At 70.2% G+C, this 24936-nt stretch carries 25 protein-coding genes; 18 read left to right on the top strand and 7 right to left on the bottom strand.

All coding sequences use genetic code 11. From position 1 onward, the window contains the following. Positions 1-26 precede the first annotated feature (26 nt). The 10 genes from argB to SOM08_RS18095 all read left to right on the top strand — a co-directional run bounded on the left by argB (position 27) and on the right by SOM08_RS18095 (position 11132). The gene (gene argB / locus SOM08_RS18140; protein ID WP_322469451.1) at positions 27-923 is read left to right on the top strand and encodes an acetylglutamate kinase; all 897 of its coding nucleotides are present in this window, start codon (positions 27-29) and stop codon (positions 921-923) included. Positions 924-1019: 96 nt separating this feature from the next. Beyond that, positions 1020-1709 (top strand): response regulator transcription factor, encoded by a 690-nt coding sequence (locus tag SOM08_RS18135; RefSeq protein WP_116960761.1) that lies wholly within the window; start codon positions 1020-1022, stop codon positions 1707-1709. Next, positions 1684-3132, top strand: coding sequence for an ATP-binding protein (locus SOM08_RS18130; protein WP_322469450.1), 1449 nt, complete (start codon positions 1684-1686; stop codon positions 3130-3132). The genes SOM08_RS18135 and SOM08_RS18130 overlap by 26 nt, the downstream gene beginning before the upstream one ends. A gap of 153 nt (positions 3133-3285) precedes the next feature. Continuing rightward, the gene (gene slmA / locus SOM08_RS18125) at positions 3286-3945 is read left to right on the top strand and encodes a nucleoid occlusion factor SlmA (protein ID WP_416187022.1); all 660 of its coding nucleotides are present in this window, start codon (positions 3286-3288) and stop codon (positions 3943-3945) included. 242 nt (positions 3946-4187) lie between these two features. Further along, positions 4188-4865 (top strand): TetR/AcrR family transcriptional regulator, encoded by a 678-nt coding sequence (locus tag SOM08_RS18120; RefSeq protein WP_116960759.1) that lies wholly within the window; start codon positions 4188-4190, stop codon positions 4863-4865. A 42-nt stretch (positions 4866-4907) separates the two neighbouring features. Next, positions 4908-6704 (top strand): acyl-CoA dehydrogenase C-terminal domain-containing protein, encoded by a 1797-nt coding sequence (locus tag SOM08_RS18115; RefSeq protein WP_116960758.1) that lies wholly within the window; start codon positions 4908-4910, stop codon positions 6702-6704. 112 nt (positions 6705-6816) lie between these two features. Next, a complete protein-coding gene (locus tag SOM08_RS18110; RefSeq protein WP_322469448.1) occupies positions 6817-7254 on the top strand; it encodes a DUF2147 domain-containing protein in 438 nt (145 codons plus the stop codon). Between the two features lie 29 nt (positions 7255-7283). Next, positions 7284-9683, top strand: coding sequence for a 3-hydroxyacyl-CoA dehydrogenase/enoyl-CoA hydratase family protein (locus tag SOM08_RS18105; protein WP_322469447.1), 2400 nt, complete (start codon positions 7284-7286; stop codon positions 9681-9683). A 10-nt stretch (positions 9684-9693) separates the two neighbouring features. Next, positions 9694-10902 carry an acetyl-CoA C-acyltransferase gene (locus tag SOM08_RS18100; protein ID WP_116960756.1) on the top strand — a complete coding sequence of 403 codons (1209 nt, stop codon included), beginning with the start codon at positions 9694-9696 and terminating at the stop codon, positions 10900-10902. Positions 10903-10916: 14 nt separating this feature from the next. Next, entirely contained in the window at positions 10917-11132 is a 216-nt protein-coding gene (locus SOM08_RS18095; RefSeq protein WP_322469446.1) for a cation:dicarboxylate symporter family transporter, read from the top strand. Between the two features lie 60 nt (positions 11133-11192). On the opposite strand, the gene SOM08_RS18090 is transcribed toward SOM08_RS18095, so the two are convergent. From SOM08_RS18090 to SOM08_RS18070, 5 genes are all read right to left on the bottom strand, one after another. Beyond that, positions 11193-12173, bottom strand: a complete 981-nt coding sequence (locus SOM08_RS18090; protein ID WP_116960817.1) for a branched-chain amino acid ABC transporter permease — start codon at positions 12171-12173, stop codon at positions 11193-11195. Positions 12174-12181: 8 nt separating this feature from the next. After that, the gene (locus SOM08_RS18085) at positions 12182-13069 is read right to left on the bottom strand and encodes a branched-chain amino acid ABC transporter permease (RefSeq protein ID WP_322469445.1); all 888 of its coding nucleotides are present in this window, start codon (positions 13067-13069) and stop codon (positions 12182-12184) included. 19 nt (positions 13070-13088) lie between these two features. Further along, positions 13089-14300, bottom strand: a complete 1212-nt coding sequence (locus SOM08_RS18080) for an ABC transporter substrate-binding protein (protein WP_116960753.1) — start codon at positions 14298-14300, stop codon at positions 13089-13091. Positions 14301-14359: 59 nt separating this feature from the next. Continuing rightward, the gene (locus tag SOM08_RS18075; RefSeq protein ID WP_116960752.1) at positions 14360-15064 is read right to left on the bottom strand and encodes an ABC transporter ATP-binding protein; all 705 of its coding nucleotides are present in this window, start codon (positions 15062-15064) and stop codon (positions 14360-14362) included. 87 nt (positions 15065-15151) lie between these two features. Then, positions 15152-15937, bottom strand: coding sequence for an ABC transporter ATP-binding protein (locus tag SOM08_RS18070; protein WP_116960751.1), 786 nt, complete (start codon positions 15935-15937; stop codon positions 15152-15154). 192 nt (positions 15938-16129) lie between these two features. Between SOM08_RS18070 and SOM08_RS18065 the strand changes: the two genes are divergently transcribed. Further along, positions 16130-16936 (top strand): thioesterase family protein, encoded by an 807-nt coding sequence (locus SOM08_RS18065; protein ID WP_322469444.1) that lies wholly within the window; start codon positions 16130-16132, stop codon positions 16934-16936. A gap of 33 nt (positions 16937-16969) precedes the next feature. Here the strand turns inward: SOM08_RS18065 and SOM08_RS18060 are convergent, their stop codons facing one another. Beyond that, entirely contained in the window at positions 16970-19249 is a 2280-nt protein-coding gene (locus SOM08_RS18060; protein WP_322469443.1) for a patatin-like phospholipase family protein, read from the bottom strand. Between the two features lie 106 nt (positions 19250-19355). Between SOM08_RS18060 and SOM08_RS18055 the strand changes: the two genes are divergently transcribed. Both SOM08_RS18055 and SOM08_RS18050 read left to right on the top strand, forming a co-directional pair. Beyond that, complete coding sequence (locus tag SOM08_RS18055; RefSeq protein WP_116960748.1) at positions 19356-20120, top strand: enoyl-CoA hydratase; 765 nt, start codon at positions 19356-19358, stop codon at positions 20118-20120. 7 nt (positions 20121-20127) lie between these two features. Further along, complete coding sequence (locus tag SOM08_RS18050; protein ID WP_322469442.1) at positions 20128-21330, top strand: tetratricopeptide repeat protein; 1203 nt, start codon at positions 20128-20130, stop codon at positions 21328-21330. Here SOM08_RS18050 and SOM08_RS18045 read toward each other — a convergent pair. After that, positions 21327-21611 (bottom strand): cupin domain-containing protein, encoded by a 285-nt coding sequence (locus tag SOM08_RS18045; RefSeq protein WP_116960746.1) that lies wholly within the window; start codon positions 21609-21611, stop codon positions 21327-21329. The two genes, SOM08_RS18050 and SOM08_RS18045, sit on opposite strands and share 4 nt — an antisense overlap. Positions 21612-21666: 55 nt before the next feature. Between SOM08_RS18045 and SOM08_RS18040 the strand changes: the two genes are divergently transcribed. The 5 genes from SOM08_RS18040 (at position 21667) to SOM08_RS18020 (ending at position 24924) form a co-directional block, all read left to right on the top strand. Then, positions 21667-22032 carry a YciI family protein gene (locus SOM08_RS18040; protein ID WP_070397168.1) on the top strand — a complete coding sequence of 122 codons (366 nt, stop codon included), beginning with the start codon at positions 21667-21669 and terminating at the stop codon, positions 22030-22032. 98 nt (positions 22033-22130) lie between these two features. After that, positions 22131-22547, top strand: coding sequence for a YciI family protein (locus tag SOM08_RS18035; protein ID WP_116960744.1), 417 nt, complete (start codon positions 22131-22133; stop codon positions 22545-22547). A gap of 41 nt (positions 22548-22588) precedes the next feature. Beyond that, positions 22589-23017 (top strand): VOC family protein, encoded by a 429-nt coding sequence (locus SOM08_RS18030; RefSeq protein ID WP_116960743.1) that lies wholly within the window; start codon positions 22589-22591, stop codon positions 23015-23017. Positions 23018-23030: 13 nt separating this feature from the next. After that, positions 23031-24335, top strand: coding sequence for an RNA polymerase sigma factor (locus tag SOM08_RS18025; RefSeq protein WP_322469441.1), 1305 nt, complete (start codon positions 23031-23033; stop codon positions 24333-24335). Between the two features lie 43 nt (positions 24336-24378). Further along, entirely contained in the window at positions 24379-24924 is a 546-nt protein-coding gene (locus SOM08_RS18020) for a phosphatase PAP2 family protein (protein WP_322469440.1), read from the top strand. Positions 24925-24936: the final 12 nt, after the last annotated feature.

Below are 24936 nucleotides of genomic sequence, written 5' to 3'. Positions count from 1 at the left end.
TTGTTCCTCTCGGAAGAACTTCGCGCATGTCCACCGCTCCCGACATCACCACCATCGCGCCGCGCGACCGCGCGGAAATCCTCGCCCAGGCGCTGCCCTACATCCGGCAGTTCCACGGCAAGACCATGGTCATCAAGTACGGCGGCAACGCCATGACCGACCCGGCCCTGCAGCAGGATTTCGCCGAGGACGTGGTGCTGCTCAAGCTGGTGGGCATCAACCCGGTGGTCGTGCACGGTGGCGGCCCGCAGATCGAGACCCTGCTCAAGCGCCTGGGCAAGAAGGGCGAGTTCATCCAGGGCATGCGCGTCACCGATGCCGAGACCATGGAAGTCGTGGAGTGGGTGCTGGCCGGCGAGGTGCAGCAGGACATCGTGGGCCTGATCAACCAGGCCGGCGGCAAGGCGGTGGGCCTGACCGGCCGCGACGGCGCCATGATCCGCGCGCGCAAGCTGCGCATGGCCGACCAGGCCGACCCCTCACGCGAGCACGACGTCGGCCAGGTCGGCGACATCGTGGGCGTCGACCCGGCGGTGGTGAAGGCCCTGCAGGACGACCAGTTCATCCCGGTCGTGAGCCCGATCGGCTTTGGCGAGCACAACGAGAGCTACAACATCAACGCCGACGTGGTGGCCGCCAAGCTGGCCACCGTGCTGCAGGCCGAGAAGCTGCTCATGCTCACCAACATCCGCGGCGTGCTCGACAAGGAAGGCCAACTGCTCACGGAACTCACGCCGCGCCGCATCGACGAGCTGGTGGCCGACGGCACCATCTCCGGCGGCATGATTCCCAAGATCGCCGGCGCGCTGGACGCCGCCAAGAGCGGCGTGAACGCGGTGCACATCATCGACGGCCGCGTGCCGCACGCGCTGTTGCTCGAGGTGCTGGGCAACGAGCCATTCGGCACCATGATCAAGGGATGACAGCCCCCACGCTCCACCGCTGCGCGGGCCGCTGCCCCCCGAGGGGTCGCGTTTCGCCTTGGGGCGGCCCGGCGGCGAAACCATCGCGGTGAGCTCATGCGTTTGCTCTTGGTCGAGGACGACGTCATGGTCGCCAGCGGCATCAAGCTGGGCCTGGCCGACGCGGGCTACACCGTCGACTGGGTGGGCAGCGCCGAGCGCGCCGAGCAGGTGCTGGCGCGCGAGGGCTTCGACGCCGCCATCTTCGACATCGGCCTGCCCGGTGGCGACGGCCTGGCGCTCACGCGCCTCATCCGCGCGCAGGGCCTGGCGCTGCCGGTGCTGATCCTCACCGCCCGCGACGCGCTGCACGACCGCGTGCAGGGCCTGGACCTCGGTGCGGACGACTACATGGTCAAGCCCTTCGAGCTGCCCGAGCTGCTGGCCCGCCTGCGCGCGCTGCTGCGACGCTCCCAGGCCGCCACCTCGGCCGTGCTGGGCTTCGGCGCGCTGGAGATGGACACCGCGCAGCGGCGCGTCACGCTCGCGGGCCAGCCGCTGGAGCTGGGCCCGCGCGAATGGACCGTGCTCGAGTACATGCTGATGCAGACCCCCAAGCCTGTGGCCAAAGACAAGCTGCTGGCCGCGCTCACCGGCTGGGACAAGGAAATCACGCCCAACGCGATCGAGGTCTACGTCTCGCGGCTGCGCGCCAAGCTGGAGCCGGCGGGCATCGCGGTGCGTGCCATCCGCGGTTTCGGCTACCGCCTGGAGTGCGCCGATGCCGCGGGTCGCGCCGACGCCTGAGCCCGGCGCCCCGCGCGACCTGATCGGCGGCCTGCGGCGCCGCCTCTTGGTCATGCTGCTGGCCACCATCGGGGCCATCGGCGCGGCCACGTTGGCCTTCCACTACCAGGGCGCGGGCACCGCCGCGCTGCAGCAGGACCAGCGCCTGCTGCGCCTGGTGCCCATGCTGGCCGACTCGGTGGTGCTGCCGCGCGGCGGCACCCCCACCGATGGCACCGACCTCACCCTGCTGATGGCGCCGCCGATCCAGGAGTTCCTGGCCGACCGCGACGGCCACACCGCCGTGGGCGTGTTCAGCCCGCGGGGCGAGCGCCTGTTCGGCGCCGACTGGCTGCCGGTGCTGCTGCCCACCACCGAGGCCCCCGAGTTCGTGAGTGTGGTCGATGCGGGCGTCACGCACCGCGTGGTCGCCCAGCGCGCGGTCACCGAAGCGGGCGAGCTCATCCTGGTGCTGGCCGACGGCAGCGACGCGCGCCAGCACTGGCTGCGCAACGTGCTGCTGCGCGTGCTCCTGCCCAACCTGGCGCTGTTCGCGGTGGCCGCGGGCATGCTGGGCTGGGGCGTCACTCGGGCGTTGCAGCCGCTCATGGACCTGCGGCAGGCGGTGGAGCGGCGCTCGCCGCGCGACCTGAGCCCGATCGACGAGCGCCACACGCCGGCCGAGGTGCGTCCGTTGGTCCAGGCCCTCAACCGCCTGTTCGCGCGCGTCAACGAGCAAAGCGACACCCAGCGGCGCTTCGTGGCCGACGCCGCGCACCAGCTGCGCACGCCGCTGGCCGGGCTGCAGGCCCAGGTGGAGGCCTGGGCCCAGGCGGCGCGCAGCATGGGCGCGGGCGACCTGCTGAGCCTGCGCGCCGAGCAGGTGCTGCGCCTGCGCGACGCCACGCGCAACACCACCCAGCTGGCCAACCAGTTGCTGGCCCTGTCGCGGGCCGACGCGCTGCGCGACGACGACGCGGCCCGCGAGACGGTGGACCTGGCCGAGCTCTGCGAAACCGTGCTCGCGCATTTCCTGGACGCCGCCGGCGCGCGCCGCATCGACCTGGGGCTGGAGGCGGCGCCCGCGCGCGTGCAAGGCCACGCCTGGCTGCTGCGCGAGCTGCTGATCAATCTGGTGGACAACGCCATCAAATACACCCCCGTGGGCGGTGCCGTCACCCTGCGCTGCGGTCAGGGCGATGGCGGGGCGGGCGCGGCCTGGATCGAGGTGGAAGACGACGGCCCCGGCATCGCGCCGGCCGAGCGCGCGCGCGTGCTGCAGCGCTTTTACCGGGTGCCCGGCACCGCTGGCAGCGGGCACGGGCTGGGCCTGGCGATCGCCGATGGCATCGCCCGCGTGCACCACACGCAGCTGCAGCTGGGCAGCGGCGCCGAGGGGCATGGCCTGTGCGTGCGCGTGGTCTTCGATGCGGTTGCCCACTAGCTGCGCAGACCGCGCCGATGCTGGGTAACCAGATGTAGCCGGCTGTGCGAGAATGCCGCGCGAATACCCCCGAGCCCCATCGGGGGACCGCGTCCACCGGACTGTCAGCCACCTCACGGACCACCGACCATGACCCCTGCTGCCGCGCCCGACATGCCCTCGCCCGACGACGACACGCTGGACGCCGCGTCCGCCACGGAAGCGGTCGAGGCCACCGGCCGCAAGCGGCCCAAGCCGGGCGAGCGCCGCGTGCAGATCCTGCAGGCCCTGGCCACCATGCTCGAGCAGCCCGGTGCCGAGCGCATCACCACCGCGGCCCTGGCGGCGCGGCTCGAGGTGAGCGAGGCGGCGCTGTACCGCCACTTCGCCAGCAAGGCCCAGATGTTCGAGGGCTTGATCGAGTTCATCGAACAAACCGTCTTCGGCCTCATCAACCAGCTCGACGAGCGCGAGCCCGATGCCCAGGCGCGCTGCCGCAAGCTCGTGGCCCTGTTGCTGCAGTTCGGCGAGAAGAACCCCGGCATGACGCGCGTGATGGTCGGTGACGCCCTGGTGTTCGAGAACGAGCGCCTGCAGCAGCGCATGAACCTCTTCTTCGACAAGATCGAGGCCACGCTGCGCCACAACCTGCGCGAGGCCGCCACGCTCGGCGGCGCCGCCACGCCCACGGTGGACGCGCAGGCCGACGCCTCGGTCATCACGGCCTTCTGCGTCGGGCGCCTGCAGCGCTTCGCGCGCAGCGGCTTCAAGCGCTCGCCCAACGAAAGCCTGGAGCACAGCCTGGCGCTGCTGCTGCCCGGCGGGCGGGGCTGAGCCGCCGCTTCGGGCGGCGAGCGTCTCGGGCGCCGGCACCGTGTCCCGGCCGGCCCGGGGCGAGGGGCCGCGCGGCCGGCCCTTCGGTCGCCGCAACCCTGCCGCCCTCTTAGGCAGCTGGCTCTAAATCAAACCCGCGCAAATGCCCTCGGGCTTGCCAGTCGCGCCGGAATCTGGGTAAAAATAGAACGACCGTTCGTTTCTTTCGGCCGACACCCCCGGCCGATCCACCCAGTCCCCGCATGAGCGACACCACCGCCAGCCGTCCCCGCCGCGCCGCGCCCGCCAATGGCCGCGCGGCCAAGCCCCAACCCAAGGGCCAGCAGACCAAGGCCGCCATCGTCGACGCCGCCTTGGGCCTGGCCACGCAGATCGGGCTCGAAGGCCTGTCCATCGGCGCGCTCGCCGAAGTCATGCAGATGAGCAAGTCCGGTGTCTTCGCGCACTTCGGTTCGCGCGAGGAGCTGCAGATTTCGGTGGTGCGCGAGTACCACACGCGCTTCGAGGACGAGGTCTTCTACCCCGCCATGAGTGCCCCGCGCGGCCTGCCGCGCCTGCGCGCGATGTTCGACAACTGGATGAAGCGCACCTCGGTCGAGATCGACTCGGGGTGCATCTATATCAGCGGCGCCGTCGAGTTCGACGACCGCCCCGGCCCCGTGCGTGACGCGCTCGCGAGCTCGGTCAGCACCTGGCAGGAGGCCCTGCGGCGCGCGATCGAGATCGCCGCGGAGGAGGGCCACCTGTCGGCCGACACCGACGCGTCACAGGTGGCCTTCGAAATCCACGGCCTGATCCTTGCCCTGCACTACGAGGCGCGCTTCCTGCGCAGCCCCGGCTGCCTCGACCGCGCCTGGCGCGGCTTCGGCGCCATCCTCGAGCGCAACGGCGCGCACCAGCCCGTCGGCCGCAAGGCCTGACCGCCCCTTTTCATTTCGACGAAACCACAGGAGAACACCCCCATGCCCGTCTACTCCCCCCCGCTGCGTGACATGCAGTTCGTGATGCACGAGGTCTTCAATGCCGTGGAGGAGCTCAAGGCCTGCCCGCCGCATGCCGACATCGACGCCGACACCATCAACGCGGTGCTGGAAGAGGGCGGCAAGTTCGCGGCCGAGGTGACCTTCCCGCTCAACATCGGCGGCGACGCGGAAGGTTGCGTGCTGGACAAGTCCACGCATGAGGTGAAGGCGCCCAAGGGCTTCAAGGAGGCCTACGCGCAGTACGTGGAAGGTGGCTGGCCCGCGCTCTCCTGCGACCCGGCGTTCGGCGGCCAGGGCCTGCCCCTGATCGTGAACCAGTGCTTCTACGAGATGCTCAACAGCGCCAACCAGGCCTGGACCATGTACCCCGGCCTGTCGCACGGCGCCTACGAATGCCTGCACGCCCACGGCTCGCCGGAGCAGAAAAAGCGCTACCTGCCCAAGCTCACCAGCGGCGAATGGACCGGCACCATGTGCCTGACCGAGCCGCACTGCGGCACCGACCTGGGCCTGCTGCGCACCAAGGCCGAGCCCCAGGCCGACGGCACCTACAAGCTCACGGGCCAGAAGATCTTCATCAGCGCCGGCGAACACGACCTGGCCGAGAACATCCTGCACCTGGTGCTCGCGCGCCTGCCGGACGCGCCCGTGGGCAGCAAGGGCATCAGCCTGTTCCTGGTGCCCAAGCACCTGGTGAAGGCCGACGGCACCCTCGGCGAGCGGAACGCCATCCACTGCGGCGGCCTGGAGCACAAGATGGGCATCCACGGCAACGCCACGGCCCAGATGGTGCTCGACGGCGCCGTGGGCACCCTGGTGGGTGAGCCCAACAAGGGCCTGCCCGCCATGTTCGTGATGATGAACGCCGCCCGCCTGGGCGTGGGCAACCAGAGCCTGGGCCTGACCGAAGTGGCCTACCAGAACGCGCTGGCCTACGCCAAGGACCGCATCCAGATGCGCAGCCTCTCGGGCGTGAAGGCCAAGGACAAGCCGGCCGACCCCATCATCGTGCACCCCGACGTGCGCAAGATGCTGCTCACGGCCAAGGCCTACGCCGAAGGCGGTCGCGCGCTGCTGATGTTCTGCACCCTGCTGCTCGACAAGGAGCTGCACCACCCCGACGAGAAGGTGCGCAAGGACAGCGCCGACCTCGCCGCGCTGCTCACGCCCATCGCCAAGGCCTTCCTCACCGACAACGGCTTCGAGGCCACCAACCACTGCATGCAGGTGTTCGGCGGGCACGGCTACATCAAGGAATGGGGCATGGAGCAGTTCGTGCGCGATGCCCGCATCAACATGATCTACGAGGGCACCAACACGGTCCAGAGCCTGGACCTGCTGGGCCGCAAGGTGCTGGGCAACAACGGGGCCACGCTCAAGAAATTCGGCAAGCTCGTGGCCGCGCTGGTGGAAGAGGAGGGCGTGAACGAGAAGATGGCCGAGTTCATCAACCCGCTGGCCTACCTGGGCGAGCAGATGACCAAGTTCACCACCGAGATCGGCTTCAAGGGCCTGCAGAACCCCGACGAGGTGGGCGCGGCCGCCGTGCCTTACCTGCGCGTGGCCGGCCACCTGGTGTTCGCCTACTTCTTCGCGCGCATGGCCCAGGCCGCGCAGCGCGCCATCGACGGCGGCAGCAGCGACCCGTTCTACGCCGCCAAGCTGCAGACCGCGCGCTTTTACTTCGCCAAGCTGTTCCCCGAGACGGCCACGCTGATGCGCCTGGCGCGATCGGGCAGCCAGGCGCTGATGGACACCGATCTGGCCTTGGCATGAGACACCCCCGCGCCGCTTCGCGTCGCCCCCTCAGGGGGGCAACGCCAGCGGCTGGGCACCGCCAGTTCCGCGGCATTTCTCGATCACTTCCCCTCGCTCCAAGGAGACTGCCATGAAGAGAACCTTGTTCGCTCTTGCCGGCCTTTTTCTGGCCGGCCTGGCCCACGCGCAGATGACGCCCGCGGGCCTGTGGAAGACCATCGACGACGACTCCAAGAAGGAGAAGTCGCTGGTTCGCATCACCGAGAACAACGGCGTCTTCAGCGGCCGCATCGAGAAGCTGCTCGACCCCGCCAGCGACCCCAAGGGCGTGTGCGACAAGTGCACCGACGACCGCAAGGACAAGCCCATCGTGGGCCTGGAGATCCTGCGCGGCATCAAGGCCGGCGAGAGCGACAAGACCGTGTTCGAGGGCGGCAGCATCGTCGACCCGAACAACGGCAAGAGCTACCGCGCGCGCCTCAAGCCCGTCAATGGCGGTGCGCAACTTGAGATGCGCGGCTACATCGGCCCCTTCTTCCGAACCCAGGTCTGGCAACGCGTGGAATGACCTTTCGCCAGCCTTTTTCCGAACACCCCATGAACCGATTCAACGTCAGAAAAGTCGCCGTGCTCGGCGCGGGCGTGATGGGCGCGCAGATCGCCGCCCATCTCGTCAACGTCAAGGTGCCGGTCGTGCTCTTCGACCTTCCGGCGAAGGAAGGCCCGAAGAACGGCACCGTCACCCGGGCGATCGAGAACCTGAAGAAACTCAAGCCCTCGCCCCTCGGCGTGGCCGCCGACGCCGACCTCATCGTCGCGGCCAACTACGAGGAGCACATGGCCCTGCTGGGCGAGTGCGACCTGGTCATCGAGGCCATCGCCGAGCGCATGGACTGGAAGCGCGACCTGTACCAGAAGATCGCGCCGCACGTGGTCCCGCACGCCATCGTGGCGTCCAACACCTCGGGCCTGTCGATCACGGCGCTGAGCGAGGCGCTGCCCGAGGCCATCAAGCCGCGCTTCTGCGGCATCCACTTCTTCAACCCGCCGCGCTACATGGTGCTGGTGGAGCTGATTGCGACGCCGGCGACGCAGCCGCTGATCCTGGACCAGCTCGAAACCTTCGTGACCAGCGGCCTGGGCAAGGGCGTGGTGCGCGCCAAGGACACGCCCAACTTCGTCGCCAACCGCATCGGCATCGCCGGCATGCTGGCCACGATGAAGGAGGTGGAGAACCACGGCCTGACGTTCGACGTCGTGGACGACCTCACCGGCAAGCGCCTGGGCCGCGCCAGCAGCGGCACCTTCCGCACCGCCGACGTGGTGGGCCTGGACACCATGGCCCACGTCATCAAGACCCTGCAGGACAACCTGAGCGCCGAGAGCGACCCGTTCTACGGCAGCTTCGGCACGCCGCCCGTGCTCAAGGCCCTGCTCGACAAGGGCCATCTGGGCCAGAAGACCAAGGCCGGCTTCTTCAGGAAGGTGGGCCGCGACATCCAACGCTTCGACCTGGCGAGCGGCGACTACGTGCCCTCGGGCGAGAAGGCCGACGAGGTCTATGGCCGCATGCTCAAGAAACCCGCCGCCGAGCGGCTGCGCCTGCTGAAGAACAGCACCGGTCCGCAGGGCCGGTTTCTCTGGGCCATCCTGCGCAACGGTTTCCACTATGCGGCCGTGCACCTGGCGAACATCGCCGACACCGCGCGCGACGTGGACCTGGCCATGCGCTGGGGCTTCGGCATGAAGCAGGGCCCTTTCGAGCTGTGGCAGGAGGCTGGCTGGCTGGAGGTGGCGAAGATGGTCCAGGAGGACATCGACGCCGGCAAGGCGCTGTCGACGGCGCCGCTGCCCGACTGGGTGTTCAAGGGCCCGGTGGCCGAGGCCGGCGGCGTGCACACCGCCCAGGGCTCGTGGAACCCCACCAAGGGTGTGTTCGAGGCACGCCGCGAGCTGCCGGTCTACCAGCGCCAGCCCTTCCCTGAACTGCTGCTCGGCGAGGCCGGCCCGCGTTTCGCCGATGCCGGCACCACCGTCGAGGAAACCGACGCGGTGCGGCTCTGGACGCTCGACAACGAGGTCCTGATCGCCAGCATCAAGACCAAGATGCATGCCATCAGCCCCGAGGTCTGCGAAGGCCTGATGCAGGCGGTGGAACTGGCCGAGGCGCAGTACCAGGGCCTGGTGGTCTGGTCGGGCGACGAACCCTTCAGCGTGGGCGCCGACCTGCAGGCCATGCTGCCGGCCTTCCTGGCCGTGGGCGTGGCCGCCATCGAGGACGCCGAGGGCTTCATGCAGCAGACCATGCTGCGCCTGCGCTACGCCAGCGTGCCCGTGGTCTCGGCCATCCGTGGCATGGCGCTGGGCGGCGGCTGCGAGCTGGCCGTCTACAGCGGCCGGCGCGTCGCGCACATGGAGAGCTACATCGGCCTGGTGGAGGTGGGCGTGGGCCTGATCCCGGGCGCGGGTGGCCTGACCTACGTCGCGCGCCGCGCGGCCGAGAACGCCGCCCGTTCCACCGGCAAGGATCTGCTGCCATTCCTCACCGAGGGCTTCACGGCGGCTGCCATGGCCAAGGTCGGCACCAGCGCGATCGAGTCGCGCGCCATCGGCTACCTGCTCGAGTCCGATCTGGTGGTGCCGCACAAGGACGAGCTGCTGTTCGTCGCGCTCAACGAAGCGAAGGCGATGTTCCGCGCCGGCTACCGCGCGCCGCACAAGCGCCTGTTCCCCGTGGCCGGGCGCGACGGCAAGGCCACCATCCTGGGCCAGCTCGTGAACATGCGCGACGGTGGCTTCATCAGCCAGCACGACTTCCACATCGCCAGCCTGATCGCCAACGTGGTCACCGGCGGCGACGTGGACCCCGGCACCCTGGTCAGCGAGGAGTACCTCATGACGCTGGAGCGCCAGGCCTTCTGCGCGCTCATCACGCACCCCAAGACGCAGGAACGCATCCTCGGGATGCTCAACACCGGCAAGCCGGTGAGGAACTGAGGAACCGACCATGAGCAAGCAAGTTCAAGACGCCTACATCGTCGCCGCCACGCGCACGCCCATCGGGCGGTCGCACAAGGGCGCGTTCAAGCACCTGCGACCCGACGACCTGCTGGCCCTGGCGCTGCGCTCGGCGCTCGCGCAGGCGCCAGGGCTGGATCCCAAGGCCATCGAAGACGTGATCTGTGGCTGCGCCATTCCCGAGGCGCAGCAGGGGCTGAACGTGGCGCGCATTGGCGCCATCCTCGCCGGCCTGCCCAACAGCGTGGGCGGCATCACGGTCAACCGCTTCTGCGCCTCGGGCCTGTCGGCCGTGGCCATGGCGGCCGACCGCATCCGCGTGGGCGAGGCCGACGTGATGATCGCCGCCGGCACCGAAAGCATGAGCATGGTGCCCATGATGGGCAATTCGCCCAGCCTGTCGCCCGCCATCTTCGCCAACACCCAGGACGTGGAGCAGTACGGCATTGCCTACGGCATGGGCCTCACGGCCGAGAAGGTCGCGCAGCAGTGGAAGGTGTCGCGCGAGGCGCAGGACGCGTTCGCGCTGCAGTCGCACCAGCGCGCGGTCATGGCCATGAAGAATGGCGAGTTCGCCAACGAGATCACGCCGGTGGACGTGACCGAGCGCGCGGTGAACCTGGACACCGCCGAGGTGAACAAACGCACGCGCACCGTGGACCTGGACGAAGGCGCGCGCCCCGACACCAGCCTGGAAGGCCTGGCCAAGCTGCGCACCGTGTTCGCGGCGCGCGGCTCGGTCACGGCGGGCAACAGCTCGCAGACCAGCGACGGCGCGGGCGCGCTGATCCTGGCCAGCGAGGCCGCGGTCAAGCGCTTCGGCCTCACGCCGCTGGCGCGCTTCGTGAGCTACGCCAGCCGCGGTGTGCCGCCGCACATCATGGGCATCGGCCCCGTGGAGGCGATTCCCGCCGCGCTGCGCTACGCCGGCCTGAAGCAGGACGACATGGACTGGATCGAGCTCAACGAGGCCTTCGCGGCCCAGTCGATCGCGGTCATCAACACCCTGGGCCTGGACCCGGCCAAGGTCAACCCCATGGGCGGGGCGATCGCCCTGGGGCACCCGCTGGGCGCCACCGGCGCCATCCGCTCGGCCACCGTGGTGCACGCGCTCAAGCGCCACCAGAAGCGGTACGGCATGGTCACCATGTGCGTGGGCATGGGGCAGGGTGCGGCGGGGATCTTCGAGCGGGTGTAAGGACCGCTTCCGCCATGACGAAGGCGTCCCTCGGGGCGCCTTTTCTCATGGGTGTGGACGTGCTGCTGGACATGGGCCGCACCGGCACCAACGTGATCGGCAACGGCATCGCGACGGCGGTGGTCGCCCAGTGGGCGGGCAAGCTCGACGGTCACCCTGCCCCTGGGCTCGACCCGCCGGTGGCCGAGCGGCCGGCGGTGGCGTCGGGCAAGGCGCCAGGCGTGGTCTGAGCCGTCGCACCCGCCTCGCCCAGAGGTCCAGCCGCGCGCCGCCCGCGGGCGGCGGCGGCGCTACAGCGGTCTTTTGATCAGGTTCGCGATCTCGCCCACCACGCCGCGGCGGAAGGCGAGCACGCAGATCACGAAGATCACGCCCTGCACCACCGTCACCCAGGCGCCGAGCTGGGCGAGGTAGTTTTGCATCGAGACGATGATGGCCGCGCCCACCACCGGGCCGAACAGCGTGCCCATGCCGCCGAGCAGCGTCATCAGCACCACCTCGCCGGACATGCTCCAGTGCACGTCGGTGAGCGAGGCGAGCTGGAACACGATGGCCTTGGTGGCGCCGGCCGCGCCGGCCAGGCCGGCCGACAGCACGAAGGCCAGGTGCTTGTAGCGGTCGGTGTCGTAGCCCAGCGAGGTGGCGCGCGCCTCGTTCTCGCGGATGGCCTGCAGCACCTGGCCGAAGGGCGAGTGCACCACGCGCCAGATCAGCAGGAACCCTGCGAAGAAGACCACGAACACCACGGCGTACATGGCCATGGGCTGGCTCAGGTCGATCAGGCCAAAGAGCTGGCCGCGTGGCACCGCCTGGATGCCGTCTTCGCCGCCGGTGAACCGGGCCTGCAGGCTGAAGAAGAACACCATCTGCGCCAGCGCGAGGGTGATCATGGCGAAATAGATGCCCTGGCGGCGGATGGCCAGCGCGCCCACCACCACGCCCAGCAGCACCGCGCAGCAGGTGCCGAAGAGGATGGCCAGCTCCGGCGTGAAGCCCCAGACCTTGGCGGCGTGCGCCGAGGCGTAGCCGGCACCGCCGAGGAACATGGCGTGGCCGAAGGACAGCAGGCCGCTGAAGCCGATGAGCAGGTTGAAGGCGCAGGCGAAGAGCGCGAAGCACATCACCTTCATCAGGAACACCGGGTACACGATCGCCGGCGCGATCAGGAAGAACGCGGCCATGATGGCGAAGGCGATGACCAGGGACGAGGTGCCGGCGGGGGCCTTGTGGGCGCTGCCCGCGTGGGCGATGGTGGTGGTCGAGGTGCTCATGGCGGCGCTCACTTCTGGGTTCCGAACAGCCCCGCGGGCCGGATCAGCAGCACGATGGCCATGATGACGAAGATCACCGTGCTGGAGGCCTCGGGGTAGAAGACCTTGGTGAGGCCTTCGATGATGCCCAGGCCGAAGCCCGTGAGGATGGCGCCCATGATGGAGCCCATGCCGCCGATCACCACCACCGCGAACACCACGATGATCAGGTCCGAGCCCATCTGCGGGCTCACCTGGTAGATGGGGGCGGCCATGACACCGGCCAAGGCGGCCAGGCCCACGCCGAAGCCATAGGTGAGCGTGATCATGCGCGGCACGTTCACGCCAAAGCCCTGTACCAGCGTGGGGTTCTCGGTGGCCGCGCGCAGGTAGGCGCCGAGCTTGGTGCGCTCGATGACGAACCAGGTGCTCAGGCAGACGATCAGCGAGGCGCCCACGACCCAGCCGCGGTAGTTGGGCAGGAACATGAAGCCCAGGTTTTGCGCGCCCATGAGCTGCGGCGGGATCGCATAGGGTTGCCCCGAGGAGCCGTACTCGTGGCGGAACAGGCCCTGAATGATGAGCGCGATGCCGAAGGTCAGCAGCAGACCGTAGAGGTGGTCGAGCTGGTAGAGCCGCTTGAGCATGAAGCGCTCGATCAGCACCCCGGTGGCCCCGACCACGACAGGCGCGATCAGCAGCGACCACCAGTAGCCGACGCCCAGCTTGTTGAGCAGCAGCCAGGCCACGAAGGCGCCCATCATGTACTGGGCGCCGTGCGTGAAGTTGATGATGTTGAGCAGACCGAAGATCACGGCCAGCCCCAGCGACAGCAGGGCATAGAACGAGCCGTTGATCAGCCCGATCAGCAATTGCCCGAACAGGGCCGCGGTGGGGACGCCGAAGATCTCGGTCATGCTCAGAACGCTCCGGTGCTTACTTCACGAGCGAGCACTCGCCGTCCTTGAGGGGACGGAAGGCCTGCTCGGCGGGGATGGTGGCGCGGACCTTGTAGTAGTCGTAGGGGCCTTTCGACTCCGAGGGTTTCTTGACCTCGAACAGGTAGGCCGGGTGGATCTTGCGGCCGTCGGCGCGGATCGTGCCCTTGCCGAACAGCGGATCGTCGGTCGGCATCTCCTTCATCTTGGCCACCACCTTGGTGCCGTCGTCGGTCTTGCCGGCCTCCACCGCCTTCAGGTAGTGCAGCACCGAGGCGTACACGCCCGCGTGGTCGGAGCTGGGGTACTTGCCGCCGTTGCGCTCGGCGAAGCGCTTGCTCCAGGCGCGGGTCTGGTCGTTCAGGTCCCAGTAGAAGGTCTCGGTGAAGATCAGGCCCTGCGCGGTGGCCAGGCCCAGGCCGTGCACGTCGGGCAGGAACACCAGCAGGCCGGCCAGGTTCTGGCCACCCTTGGTGATGCCGAATTCGGCCGCCTGCTTGATGCTGTTGATGGTGTCGCCGCCGGCGTTGGCCAGGCCGATGATCTTGGCCTTGGAGGCCTGGGCCTGCAGCAGGAAGGAGCTGAAGTCGCTGCCCGGGAAGGGCGTGCGCACCTTGCCCAGCACCTTGCCGCCGTTCTTGAGCACCACGGCCTCGGTGTCGCGCTCCAGCGCATGGCCGAAGGCGTAGTCGGCGGTCAGGAAGAACCAGGTGTCGCCGCCGGTTTTCACGATCGCCCCGCCGGTGCCGTTGGCCAGCATCCAGGTGTCGTACAGCCAGTGCACGGTGTTGGGGCTGCACTGCTTGCCGGTCAGGTCGGAGGTCGCCGCGCCGGTGTTGATGAAGGCCTTGCCCTTTTCCTTGGTGATCTGGTTGATGGCCAGCGCCACGGACGAGGTGGGCACATCGAAGATGGCGTCCACCTTGTCCACGTCGTACCAGGTGCGGGCCACGGTGGAGCCCACGTCGGGCTTGTTCTGGTGGTCGGCCGAGACGACCTCGACCTTCATGCCCTTCTTCTCGGGCGCGAAGTCCTCGACCGCCATGCGCGCGGCGAGCACCGAGCCGGGGCCGCCGATGTCGGCGTACAGGCCCGACATGTCGTTCATCACGCCGATCTTGATCACGCCATCGGAGATCTGCGCGTGCGCGGCCCCCGCCGCCAGCATGGCCGCCGCCGCGGTGGCCAGCAACTTCTTCGTCGTCTTCATGTCGTCGTCTCCTTCATCGGTGTGTGAACGTGGAAAGATCCAAACCCTGGCGATCGGTATCAGACGCCGAGGTACTCGTGCAACATGCCCATCTTCGCGTCGAGATCGGCGGCGCCGAAGCTCTCCACGATGCGGCCATGTTCCATGACGTAGAAGCGGTCGGCCAGCGGCGCCGCGAAACGGAAGTTCTGCTCGACCATCACGATGGTGAAGCCGCGCTCGCGCAGTGTGCGGATGGTGCGCGCCAGCGTCTGCACGATGACCGGCGCCAGGCCTTCGGAAATTTCGTCGAGCAGCAGCAGCTTGGCGCCGGTGCGCAGGATGCGCGCCACCGCGAGCATCTGCTGTTCGCCGCCCGACAGGCGCGTGCCCGGGCTGTGGCGGCGCTCCTTGAGGTTGGGGAACAGTTCGTAGAGTTCGTCGAGCGGCATGCCGCCATCGGCCACCACGGGCGGCAGCAGCAGGTTCTCCTCGCAGCTCAGGCTGGCGAAGATGCCGCGCTCCTCGGGGCAGTAGCCCAGGCCCAGGCGCGCCACCTGGTGCGTCGGCATGTTCACCGTCTCCTGCCCGAAGAGCCGAATGGAGCCGGTGCGCTTGCCCACCATGCCCATGATGGCCTTGAGCGTGGTGGTGCGGCCGGCGCCGTTGCGGCCCAGCAGGGTCACGACCTCGCCGCGGTTCACTTGCAGGTCGACGCCGTGCAGGATGTGCGACTCGCCATACCAGGCGTTCACGCCGCTGAGGCTGAGCAGTTCTTCGGACATCAGGCCTCCCGCCGGGCCGCCCCAAGGGAGGCCAGCGCCCCCTCGGGGGGCAGCGAATACACGAAGTGATGAGCGTGGGGGCCCATGTCAATGCGCCCCCTGCAGCTGCGCGTCGGCGCTGCCCATGTAGGCCTCCAGCACCTGCGGGTTGGCCGACACGGTGGCGTAGTCGCCCTCGGCGATCACCTGGCCGCGCTGCAGCACGCTGATGGTGTCGGCGATGCTCGACACCACGTTCATGTTGTGCTCCACCATCAGCACCGTGCGGTTGGCCGACACCTTCTTGATGAGTTGCGTCACTCGCTCCACGTCCTCGTGGCCCATGCCCTGCGTGGGCTCGTCGAGCAGCATCAGCTCGGGCTCGGTGGCCAGCGTGGTGGCGATCTCCAGCGCGCGCTTGCGTCCATAGGACAGCTCCACCGTGACCCAGTCGGCGAACTCGGACAGGCCCACGGTGTCGAGCAGGGCCATCGCGCGCTCGTCGAGCCGGTCGAGCACCTTCTTGCTCTTCCAGAAGTGGAAGGACTGGCCGGTGGCGCGCTGCAGGCCGATGCGCACGTTCTCGCGCACGCTCAGGTGCGGGAAGGTGGCCGAGATCTGGAACGAGCGCACCATGCCCCGGCGCGCCACCTGGGCGGGCTTTTGCGGTGTGATGTCCTCGCCGTTGTAGAGGATCTGCCCGCGCGTGGGGATGAGGAACTTGGTGAGCAGGTTGAAGACCGTGGTCTTGCCCGCGCCGTTGGGTCCGATGAGCGCGTGGATCTGGCCGCGCCGCACGCGCAGGTTCACGTCGTTCACGGCGACGAAGCCCTTGAACTCCTTCACCAGTCCGCGCGCTTCGAGAATGCAGTCGTTGGGGGTGTTCGGTGCCATGTAGGAGGGGCATTGTGAGCAAGCGACCCATATCAAGAATGAGGGGAAACCCCACGCGGCGCGGTGGCGCTGCTATGGATTTCGGCGGAACGCCCGCCGCCCGTCACGCGCTTGTCGCGCAGGCAACAGTCGGACTGTCGGTCGGCGGACAGTCGGGGGGCGGGTGCACGCCGCTGGTGCACACTGCCGCGGATGAATTCGCACCTTTTTGACCGGGCCATTGCCCTCGACACCAGGGCCGATGGCCGTTACAGCGGCCGCACCGATCCGGCCTGGGCCAACATGGTCGGCCCCTTCGGCGGCATCACGGCGGCCACCGCGCTCAACGCCCTTCTGCTGCACCCCGATCGCCTGGGCGAGCCGGTGGCGCTCACCGTCAACTTCTGCGCCGCGCTGAACGACGGCGCTTTCGAGGTGGAGGCGCAGACGGTGCGCACCAACCGCTCCACGCAGCACTGGGCGGTGAGCATCGAGCAGGGCGGCGAGACGGTGCTGAGCGCCACCGCGCTCACCGCGGTGCGGCGCGACACCTGGGGCGCGCAGGAAGAGCCCTTGCCGCCGGTGCTGTCGCCTGCGGCGCTGGGCAAGCCCTCGATGATGGCGCCGGTGGAATGGGTCAAGCGCTACGACCTGCGCTTTCCCGAAGGTGCGATGCCGCGCGTGTGGGACGGCACGGGCGAGTCCAGCCGCACCACGGTGTGGATGCGCGACGAGCCGCCGCGCCCGCTGGACTTCCCGGCCCTCGTGGCGCTGTGCGACGTCTTCTACCCGCGCGTGTGGCTGCGCCGCGCCACGCGCGTGCCGGCGGGCACGGTGTCGATGACGGTGTACTTCCACGCCGGGGCCACCGAGCTGGCGGCGGTGGGCGAGGGCTGGCTGCTGGGCCAGGCGCAGGCCAGCGCCTTTCGCAATGGCTACTTCGATCAGCGCGCGCAGGTGTGGAGCCAGGCGGGGGCGCTGCTGGCCACCACCCACCAGGTGGTGTACTTCAAGGAGTGAGGCGCTTCGCCGGCGGCCCGGGGCCGCGGGCGTTCAGGGCCGGCCGAGGAACAGGTACAGCCCCGTGAACCCCTTGGGCGCGCTCACCACGCTCAGGTAGAGGGGGCCGATCCCCGTGTCCGCCCCCACGAACAGGCTGCCGCCGGCGAGCAGGTGGCGAAAGGACACGTCGCGCCGGTCCAGCCAGGCGTTGCCCGCCTCGATGGAGCCGCCCGCGAACATCGCGCGCGCGATGCCGATGTTCCAGGGCAGGCGGCGGTAGTAGGTGAGGCGGCCGAAGGCCAGGTAGTTGCCGGCCACCTGTCCCGAGCGGAAGCCCGACAGGTTCTGGAACCCGCCCAGCGAGTACTCGTCGATCGCCCCGATGGGGATGTTGTTGGCGTGCGCGAAGCGCAGGCCCAGGTTGAAGGTGTGCTCGCCGACACTGCGCACGCCGGTGTACGAGCCCTCGAGCCGCGCGAAGCTGCTGCGCTCGCCGCCGCGCACATGGCGCTTGCCCACCACCACCTCGCCGAAGGCCCGGTAGCCGCGCGACGGGAAGTTCGCATAGTCGAGCTGGTCGGCCATCACTGCCGCGCGCAGGCCGGCTTCGCGCCAGTGCACGTCCAGCACGTCGGGCTGCAGGTTCAAGCCCGGCTGAACCAGCTCCAGCGACGAACGCCGCGAACTGGCCACCACGCCCAGTCGCATGTCGCCCACCGAACCCTGGCGCCCGATCGGCCAGCCGATGTCCGCGCCCACGCGCAGCGACTCGCGCTGGATGCGCGCCAGCGGGCGGTTTTGCTCGCCGTAGAGGTCGACCTTGCGCACGCTCAGGTCGCCATAGGCCGACACGAAGGTGTTGGCCAGCGGGTCCAGCGGCTGGTAGATCTCGGAGTACAGGCCCAGGGTCTCGCCCAGCTGCACGCGGTTGCGCCACTCGGTGCCGCTGGGCGTGAGCCAGTGGCGGTTGTGGCTGATGCGCAGGTTGAACGCGCCTTCGCCGCGGAAGTCGGTGCGCAGGTCCAGGCCCACGCGCAGGTAGTTCGGCCCCCAGCTGTTCTCGCGCAGTCCCACCACCAGGTCTTCGCCGCCGCTGTCGGGGTTGCGCACCAGGCGGTAGTCCACGCGCTCGTAGTCGCCGGTGGCGGCCAGGGCCTCCATGTCGTTCTCGATCAGCTGCACGTCGGCGCGCTGGCCCTTCAGGTGCTCCAGGCCCACGCCCAGGCGCTGCGCGCGCGTCTCGTCCACGCCCTCGAAGCGGATGCCCGCAATGGTGCCCACGCGCGTGGCATTGAGCTCGGCCTGTGTGCGCCGCGCCCCGGTCCAGGCGGCGTACTCGCGCTCGCCGACCGAGAAGCGCTCCAGCGCCGCGTTCACGGTGCGCCCGTACTCGTTGCCCAGGCGCACCAGTTCCTTGGCCTGGTCGAAGTCGGACGAGCTGAGCGTGCCCAGCGGCGGCGTGAGCAGCAGGTCGCGCGGCGTGAGCAGGGCGATGCTGGCCTTCACGTTCTGCTCGGTCAGGATGTTCACCATCTGCGTGGTGATGCCCACCAGCGAGCCCAGGGTCTCGCGCCCGGCCAGCGGCGTGCCGATGTTGACGGCGATGACCACCTCGGCGCCGAGCGCGCGCGCCACGTTCACCGGCAGGTTGTTCACCAGCCCGCCGTCGCCCAGGATGCGGCCGTCCATGCCGAGCGGGGAGAACACGCCCGGCACCGACATGCTGCCGCGCAGCGCGGCGGCCAGGTCGCCGCGGTCCATCACCACCTCCTGGCCGGTCTCCATGTCGGTGGCCACGGCGCGGAAACGCGTGGGCAGGGCGTCGAAGCTGCTCAGGTGGCGCGTGGGCAGGGTGTAGCGGCGCAGCAGCATTTCCAGCGAGCGTGAGGACACCGCGCCCGTGGGCAGGCGGAATTCGCCGTCGCGAAAGCCCACCAGCAACACGGGCGAGAGCTCGAAGTCCTCTTCCTTGCGGCGCTGCGAGAGCACCTGGCGCGGCTGGCGCGTATTGAAGAGGCCGCTCCATTCCACGGTCAGGATCTCGCGCTCGAGCTGTTCGCCGGTCATGCCGCTGGCGTACAGGCCGCCGATGATGGCGCCCATGGAGGTGCCGACGATCAGGTCCACCGGCACGCGCGCGGCCTCCAGCGCCTTGATCACGCCCACGTGCGCGAAGCCGCGCGCGCCGCCGCCCGAGAGCACCAGCGCCACGCGCGGCCGGGGCTGCGGGGGCAGGGGATCGGCCGCGGGCGCGGACGTGGGCGGGGTCTGCGCGGCCAAGGGCAGTGCAAGGCACGCGGCAAGGCAGATCAGCAGCAGGCGGGTCGACATGGCGGGGGGCACGGGCGGGGGAAACGCCGAAGTTTAGGTGGGCCACCCGGTGGCCTTCGTGTTAACTTGCCCGGCTGCTGTTTCCAACCCTTCCCCGCCAACGACCATGAGCGACATCCTCGTCCACACCGAAGCCGGCATCCGCACCATCACCTTCAACCGCGTCGACAAGAAGAACTCCTTCACTTCGGCCATGTACGGCGCCATGGCCGAGGCCCTGGCCTCGGCGGTGGACGACCCTGGCGTGCGCGTGGTGCTGCTGCAGGGTCACGAGACCGTGTTCTCCGCCGGCAACGACATCGGCGACTTCCTGAACAACCCGCCGGCCGGGCTGGACTCGCCGGTGTTCCGTTTCCTCCAGGGCATCGCCACCTTCCCCAAGCCGCTGTTGGCGGCGGTCTGCGGCCCGGCGGTGGGCGTGGGCACCACGCTGCTGTTCCATTGCGACCTGGTTTACGCGGGCGACAACGCCGCCTTCTCCATGCCCTTCGTCAACCTGGGCCTGTGCCCCGAGGCCGCCAGCAGCCTGCTGGTGCCGCAGATGCTGGGTTACCACCGCGCGGCCGAGGCCTTGCTGCTGGGCGAGCCCTTCATGGCCGAGGCCGCGCTGGAGGTGGGCCTGGTCAACCGCGTGCTGCCGCCCACCGAAGCGAACGGCTACGCGCAGTCGGTGGCGAAGAAGCTCGCGGCCAAGCCGCTGAGCTCGCTGATCGAGACCAAGCGGCTCATGAAGAAGGGCCAGGAAGAGCGCGTGCTGCGCACCATCGCCGAAGAGGGCGAGAGCTTCGGCCGCATGCTGCGCGAGCCGGCGGCGAAGGAGGCCTTCGGGGCGTTCATGGAGCGCCGCAAGCCGGACTTCTCCCAGCTCTGAGCGCCCCATGTCCGACGACACCACCGAGCGCGCGAAGGCGCATTTTTTTGCCGGCAACGCGCACTTCGAAGCCGGCCGCCTGGACGCCGCGCGCGCCGACTACGAGGCGGCGCAGGCGCTCGTGCCGGGCCGGCCTTCGGTGCTGGCCAACCTGGGCGTCACGCTGTGCCGGCTGGGCCAATGGGACGCCGCCATCGAGCGCCTGGACGCCGCGCTGCTCGCCGACCCGACGCACCGCGACGCCTGGGCGGCCCTGGGCCTCAGCCGCGAAGCGCTGAACCAGTGGGCTGGTGCGGCGCACGCGCTGCGCCAGGCCATCGGGCTTGGCGCCCTCCTGCCGAGCCTGTACCTCGCGCTGTCGCATTGCGAGCTGCGCCAGGAGCGCTGGCGCGAAGCCCTGCAGGCGCTCGACGACGCGCTGGAGATCGACCCGCGCGAGCCCGAGGTCTGGAGTCAGCGCGGCCACCTGCTGCGCGAGAGCGGTCAGCTCAAGGAGGCCGCGCGCTCCTACGAACAGGCCCTGCAGCACGGCGCCGAGCCCGCGCTGCACCGGCACTACCTCGCTTCGGTGCAGGACCTGCGCGATCCGCCGCCCCCGCCGCCGGTGTACGCGGGCGCGCTGTTCGACCAGTACGCGGACGACTTTCAGGACCACCTGCTCGCGCAGTTGCGGTACGCCGCGCCCGAGACCCTGCTCAAGCCGCTGCTGGCCGAGGGCCGGCGGATCGGCCTGGTGCTGGACCTGGGGTGCGGCACCGGCCTGTGCGGCCGCTTGATCGCACCGATCGCCGACGCCGTGGAGGGCGTGGACGCGTCGCACGCCATGGTGGAACGCGCCCGCGCCAGCGGCGCCTACCGCGGGGTGGTGCACGGCGACCTGCTCGGCTTCCTGCACGCCAGCCAGGTCCCGGCCGATCTCATCGTCGCCGCCGACGTGTTCATCTACGTGGGGCCGCTCGACGCGGTCTTCGCCGCCGCCGCCGCACGCCTGGCCAGTGGCGGCCGCTTCGCCTTCAGCGTCGAGCAGGCCGATCCCGGACGCGACCTGCAGCTGCGGCCCAGCCTGCGCTACGCGCATTCGCGCGAACGGATCGAGCGCCTGGCCGCCGCCCACGGTTTTGCGGTGCAGGCCATCGAGGCCGGGCCGATACGGCACGAGCAGGGCCGGCCCGTGATGGGCTGGTACGCCTGGCTGCGCCGCGCCGCCTAGCCTGCGCGGCGCCGCGCCACCCAGACCACCGCGCCGGCCTCGCCGTAGCGCTCGGCGTGCGGCACCTCGCGGTCCAGGGAGAAAGGCGCACCCGCCCGCAGGTGCTGCGTGTCTTCGCCGCAGGAGAGCCACATCTCGCCCTCGGCGACGACCGCTTTCACCGAGAACGGGTGGGTGTGGGTGTCGAGCACCGTGTTCGGCGCCCAGCGGCGCGCCAATACCTCATCGAAGCCCTCGGCCAGGGCCTGGTCACGGAACGCATCGAACGGCAGGGTGTTCATGGCGGCGCATTGTCCGTCTAGGATGCGCGCTTTGCCACTTGGGAGTGCCCGCGCCGTGTCCTACATGTTGTTGATCATCGAGCCCGCCGGCCAGCGCGCCGAGCGCACCGAGGCGCAGGGCCGCGAGGTTTATGCCCGTATGCAGGCCTTCGGCGACGCGTTGCGCGCGCAGGGCAAGCTCAGGGCGGTGGAGTCGCTCGCCGGCCTGGGCGACGCGGTGCGCGTGAGCCAGGCGCCCGGTGCGGCGCGCCGGCTCGACGGCCCCTTTGCCGAAGCCAAGGAAATGGTGGGCGGCTTCTTTCTGCTCGACGGCGTGACGCGCGAGGAGGCCATCGAACTGGCCCGCCAGTGCCCGGCGGCCGAGTGGGCCACGGTCGAGGTGCGCGGCCTGGCGCCCTGCTTCGATGAGAGTCGGGCCTAGGGTTTTTACCTAGATCGACCCCGTCGAAACCCGGGGCGACGAACCGTCGTGGGGATGAAGCGGGCGAAACGGTTGCCCGCGCCGTCCAGGAGAGTCCCATGCGATTCATGATCATCGTGCGCTCCATCCCCGAGTTCGAGGCCGAGACCACGCCCAGCCCCGACCCCGCCGTGTTCGACGCCATGCTGCGCTTCCACGAGGAGCTGGCCCGGGCCGGCGTGCTGCTCGACGCCTCGGGCCTGCACCCCAGCCGCAAGGGCTGGCGGGTACAGCACGGTTCCGGCGCGCCGCGCATCGTCGACGGCCCCTTCGCCGAAGCCAAGGAGCTCATCGCCGGCTACACCCTGATCCAGGTGCGCAGCCGCGACGAGGCCATCGAGTGGTCGCGCCGCTTTCCCAACCCGGTGGGCGAGGGCAAGCCCGCCGTGGTCGAGGTGCGCCAGCTCATCGAGCTCGACGAAATCCAGGCCGACGGTCCCAGCGTGGAGGCCTTCCGCCAGATGCTGCAAGCCTGATCCGACGTTTCCTGCCATCCACCCCGCCTCAGGAGTTCCCCATGTCCCGCCAGATCTTCGTCAACCTGCCCGTCGCCGACCTGCCGCGCGCCCGCGCCTTCTACACCGGCCTGGGCTTCACGCTCAATCCGCAGTTCAGCAACGACCAGGGCGCCTGCATCGTCATCAGCGAGCACGTCTACGTGATGCTGCTGGTGCGCCCCTACTTCCAGACCTTCACCCACCTGCCGGTGGCCGAACCGGCCAAGGCCACGGCCGTGCTCAACGCGCTGTCGTGCGAGAACCGCGCCGAGGTCGAATCCTTCGTCGCCAAGGCCCTGGCCGCCGGCGGCAGCACGCCCAACCCGGCCAAGGACCACGGCTTCATGTACCAGCACGGCTTCGCCGACCCGGACGGTCACCAGTGGGAGGTGTTCTACATGGACGAGGCGGCGTTCGCGCAACAGGCCCAGCAGCCGCAGCAGGCCTGAGGCGCGTCGACCGATGCACAGTGCCGTCCACCAGCGCATCGCCGCCACCTGGCGACTGGAGTCCGCCCAGGTGGTGGCCGCTGTCATGCGCCGCGTGCGCGACCTCGGCGTGGCCGAGGACATCGCGCAGGACGCGCTGGTGGCGGCCCTGGAGCATTGGCCGAAGGACGGCATCCCCGACAAGCCCGGGGCCTGGCTGATGCGCACCGCGCTCAACCGCGCGCTCGACCACCTGCGCCAGCGCGCCACGCGCGAGGGGCACGAGGCCGACATCGCCGCCGACCTGGTGGCCCTGCAGGCCGACCGCGCGCCCGACGTGGCCGAGCTGGTGGACGCCGCGCGCCGCGACCCGATCGGCGACGACCTGCTGCGCCTGGTCTTCACCGCCTGCCACCCCGTGCTCTCGGCCGATGCACGCGTGGCGCTCACGCTCAAGCTGCTGGGCGGCCTGAGCACACACGAGATCGCGCGCGCCGTGCTGCAGACCGAGTCCACCGTGGCGCAGCGCATCGTGCGCGCGCAGCGCACCCTGCGCGACGCGGGCGTGCCCTTCGAGCTGCCGCACGGCCCCGCGCTGGCCGAGCGCCTGGGCTCGGTGCTGGAGGTCATCTACCTCATCTTCAACGAGGGCTACACGGCCACGCGCGGCAGCGACTGGATGCGCCCCGCGCTGTGCGATGAGGCGCTGCGCCTGGCGCGCGTGCTGGCCGATCTGATGCCGCGCGAGCCCGAAGCGCTGGGCCTGCAGGCGCTGCTGGAGATCCAGGCCTCGCGCAGCGCCGCGCGCACCGATGCGCAGGGCCGCCCCGTGCTGCTGGAGCAGCAGGACCGCGCGCGCTGGGACCGCCTGCTCATCCGCCGCGGGCTGGACGCGCTGTCGCGCGCCGACCTCATCACCGAATCGCCCGGTCCCTACCAGTTGCAGGCGGCCATCGCCGCCTGCCATGCGAGCGCCGCCTCGGTGGAGTCCACCGACTGGGCGCGCATGGCCGCGCTGTACGCCGAGCTGGCGCGCCTGGCGCCCTCGCCCGTGGTGGAGCTCAACCGCGCGGTGGCGGTGTCGCGCCACGCCGGCCCGGCCGCTGGCCTGGCCGTGCTCGCACCGCTGCTGCAGGAGCCCGCGCTGGCGCGCTACCCCTGGCTCAGCGCCGTCTGCGGCGACCTGCTGCAACAGCTGGGTCGCCGGGCGGAAGCGCGCGAGGCCTTCGAGCGCGCCGCCAGCCTCACCCAGAACGAGGCCGACCAGGCCCTGATGCGCGAGCGCGCCGAAGCGCTGCGCGACACCCCGGCGCACCCGCCGCGCGCCGACCGCGCCTGAAGCGCTTCACGCGCCCGTCATCTGCGCGCCGCACAGTGCGCGGATGGCCGACCAGACGCTTCCCTTTGCGCCCGCCAGCCCCTGGCTGCGGGTCGACATCTGGCTGTTCCGCCGCCTCGGCGCGGGGCGCGGCCCGGCCGCCGCGCTGGCGCTGGCGCGATGGGTCGCTCGCTGGAGCTGGCTGCCCTTGCTGGCGCTCGTGGGGCTGGTGTCGCTGCGGCACCCGCTGGGGCCAGGGCTGGCCCTGCTGTGCCTGGCCTGGGCCGGCCTGGTGCAGCGGGCGGGCAAGCGCCTGGCGCGCCGCTGGCAGGCGCAGCGGCCCTTTGCCTTGGGCCTGTGCGCCAACCACCTGGGCCACGGCGGCCGCGCGGGCTTCCCGAGCAGCCATGCCCTGGTGATGGGCGCCGTGCTGGGCGTGCTGCTGCCGCACACCGGCAGCGGGGCGCTGATCGCCGCCATGGCGGCCGTGGCCCTGGGCACCGGCTGGGCGCGCGTGCACACCGGCGCCCACTTCCCGCTCGACGTGCTCGCGGGCCTGGTCCTGGGCCTGGCCAGTGGCCTGGCCTTCGGACTGGCGCTGCCGGCGTGATGGCCCGCACAG

The sequence above is a fragment of the Hydrogenophaga sp. SNF1 genome, from assembly GCF_034421675.1.
GTDB lineage: Bacteria > Pseudomonadota > Gammaproteobacteria > Burkholderiales > Burkholderiaceae_C > Hydrogenophaga > Hydrogenophaga borbori.
The sequence above is the reverse complement of the archived record's forward strand: the minus strand, read 5'-3'. Positions and strand labels throughout refer to the sequence as shown.

Coding starts and splice junctions, on each gene's coding strand:
- SOM08_RS18110 (WP_322469448.1), top strand. CDS start 6,817: ATGAAGAGAACCTTGTTCGCTCTTGCCGGCCTTTTTCTGGCCGGCCTG.
- SOM08_RS18020 (WP_322469440.1), top strand. CDS start 24,379: ATGGCCGACCAGACGCTTCCCTTTGCGCCCGCCAGCCCCTGGCTGCGG.
- SOM08_RS18055 (WP_116960748.1), top strand. CDS start 19,356: ATGAGCGACATCCTCGTCCACACCGAAGCCGGCATCCGCACCATCACC.
- slmA (WP_416187022.1), top strand. CDS start 3,286: ATGCCCTCGCCCGACGACGACACGCTGGACGCCGCGTCCGCCACGGAA.
- SOM08_RS18060 (WP_322469443.1), bottom strand. CDS start 19,249: ATGTCGACCCGCCTGCTGCTGATCTGCCTTGCCGCGTGCCTTGCACTG.
- SOM08_RS18100 (WP_116960756.1), top strand. CDS start 9,694: ATGAGCAAGCAAGTTCAAGACGCCTACATCGTCGCCGCCACGCGCACG.
- SOM08_RS18075 (WP_116960752.1), bottom strand. CDS start 15,064: ATGTCCGAAGAACTGCTCAGCCTCAGCGGCGTGAACGCCTGGTATGGC.
- SOM08_RS18065 (WP_322469444.1), top strand. CDS start 16,130: ATGAATTCGCACCTTTTTGACCGGGCCATTGCCCTCGACACCAGGGCC.
- SOM08_RS18130 (WP_322469450.1), top strand. CDS start 1,684: ATGCCGCGGGTCGCGCCGACGCCTGAGCCCGGCGCCCCGCGCGACCTG.
- SOM08_RS18090 (WP_116960817.1), bottom strand. CDS start 12,173: ATGAGCACCTCGACCACCACCATCGCCCACGCGGGCAGCGCCCACAAG.
- SOM08_RS18080 (WP_116960753.1), bottom strand. CDS start 14,300: ATGAAGACGACGAAGAAGTTGCTGGCCACCGCGGCGGCGGCCATGCTG.
- SOM08_RS18115 (WP_116960758.1), top strand. CDS start 4,908: ATGCCCGTCTACTCCCCCCCGCTGCGTGACATGCAGTTCGTGATGCAC.
- SOM08_RS18025 (WP_322469441.1), top strand. CDS start 23,031: ATGCACAGTGCCGTCCACCAGCGCATCGCCGCCACCTGGCGACTGGAG.
- SOM08_RS18095 (WP_322469446.1), top strand. CDS start 10,917: ATGACGAAGGCGTCCCTCGGGGCGCCTTTTCTCATGGGTGTGGACGTG.
- SOM08_RS18085 (WP_322469445.1), bottom strand. CDS start 13,069: ATGACCGAGATCTTCGGCGTCCCCACCGCGGCCCTGTTCGGGCAATTG.
- SOM08_RS18105 (WP_322469447.1), top strand. CDS start 7,284: ATGAACCGATTCAACGTCAGAAAAGTCGCCGTGCTCGGCGCGGGCGTG.
- SOM08_RS18120 (WP_116960759.1), top strand. CDS start 4,188: ATGAGCGACACCACCGCCAGCCGTCCCCGCCGCGCCGCGCCCGCCAAT.
- SOM08_RS18070 (WP_116960751.1), bottom strand. CDS start 15,937: ATGGCACCGAACACCCCCAACGACTGCATTCTCGAAGCGCGCGGACTG.
- SOM08_RS18050 (WP_322469442.1), top strand. CDS start 20,128: ATGTCCGACGACACCACCGAGCGCGCGAAGGCGCATTTTTTTGCCGGC.
- SOM08_RS18030 (WP_116960743.1), top strand. CDS start 22,589: ATGTCCCGCCAGATCTTCGTCAACCTGCCCGTCGCCGACCTGCCGCGC.
- SOM08_RS18045 (WP_116960746.1), bottom strand. CDS start 21,611: ATGAACACCCTGCCGTTCGATGCGTTCCGTGACCAGGCCCTGGCCGAG.
- argB (WP_322469451.1), top strand. CDS start 27: ATGTCCACCGCTCCCGACATCACCACCATCGCGCCGCGCGACCGCGCG.
- SOM08_RS18035 (WP_116960744.1), top strand. CDS start 22,131: ATGCGATTCATGATCATCGTGCGCTCCATCCCCGAGTTCGAGGCCGAG.
- SOM08_RS18135 (WP_116960761.1), top strand. CDS start 1,020: ATGCGTTTGCTCTTGGTCGAGGACGACGTCATGGTCGCCAGCGGCATC.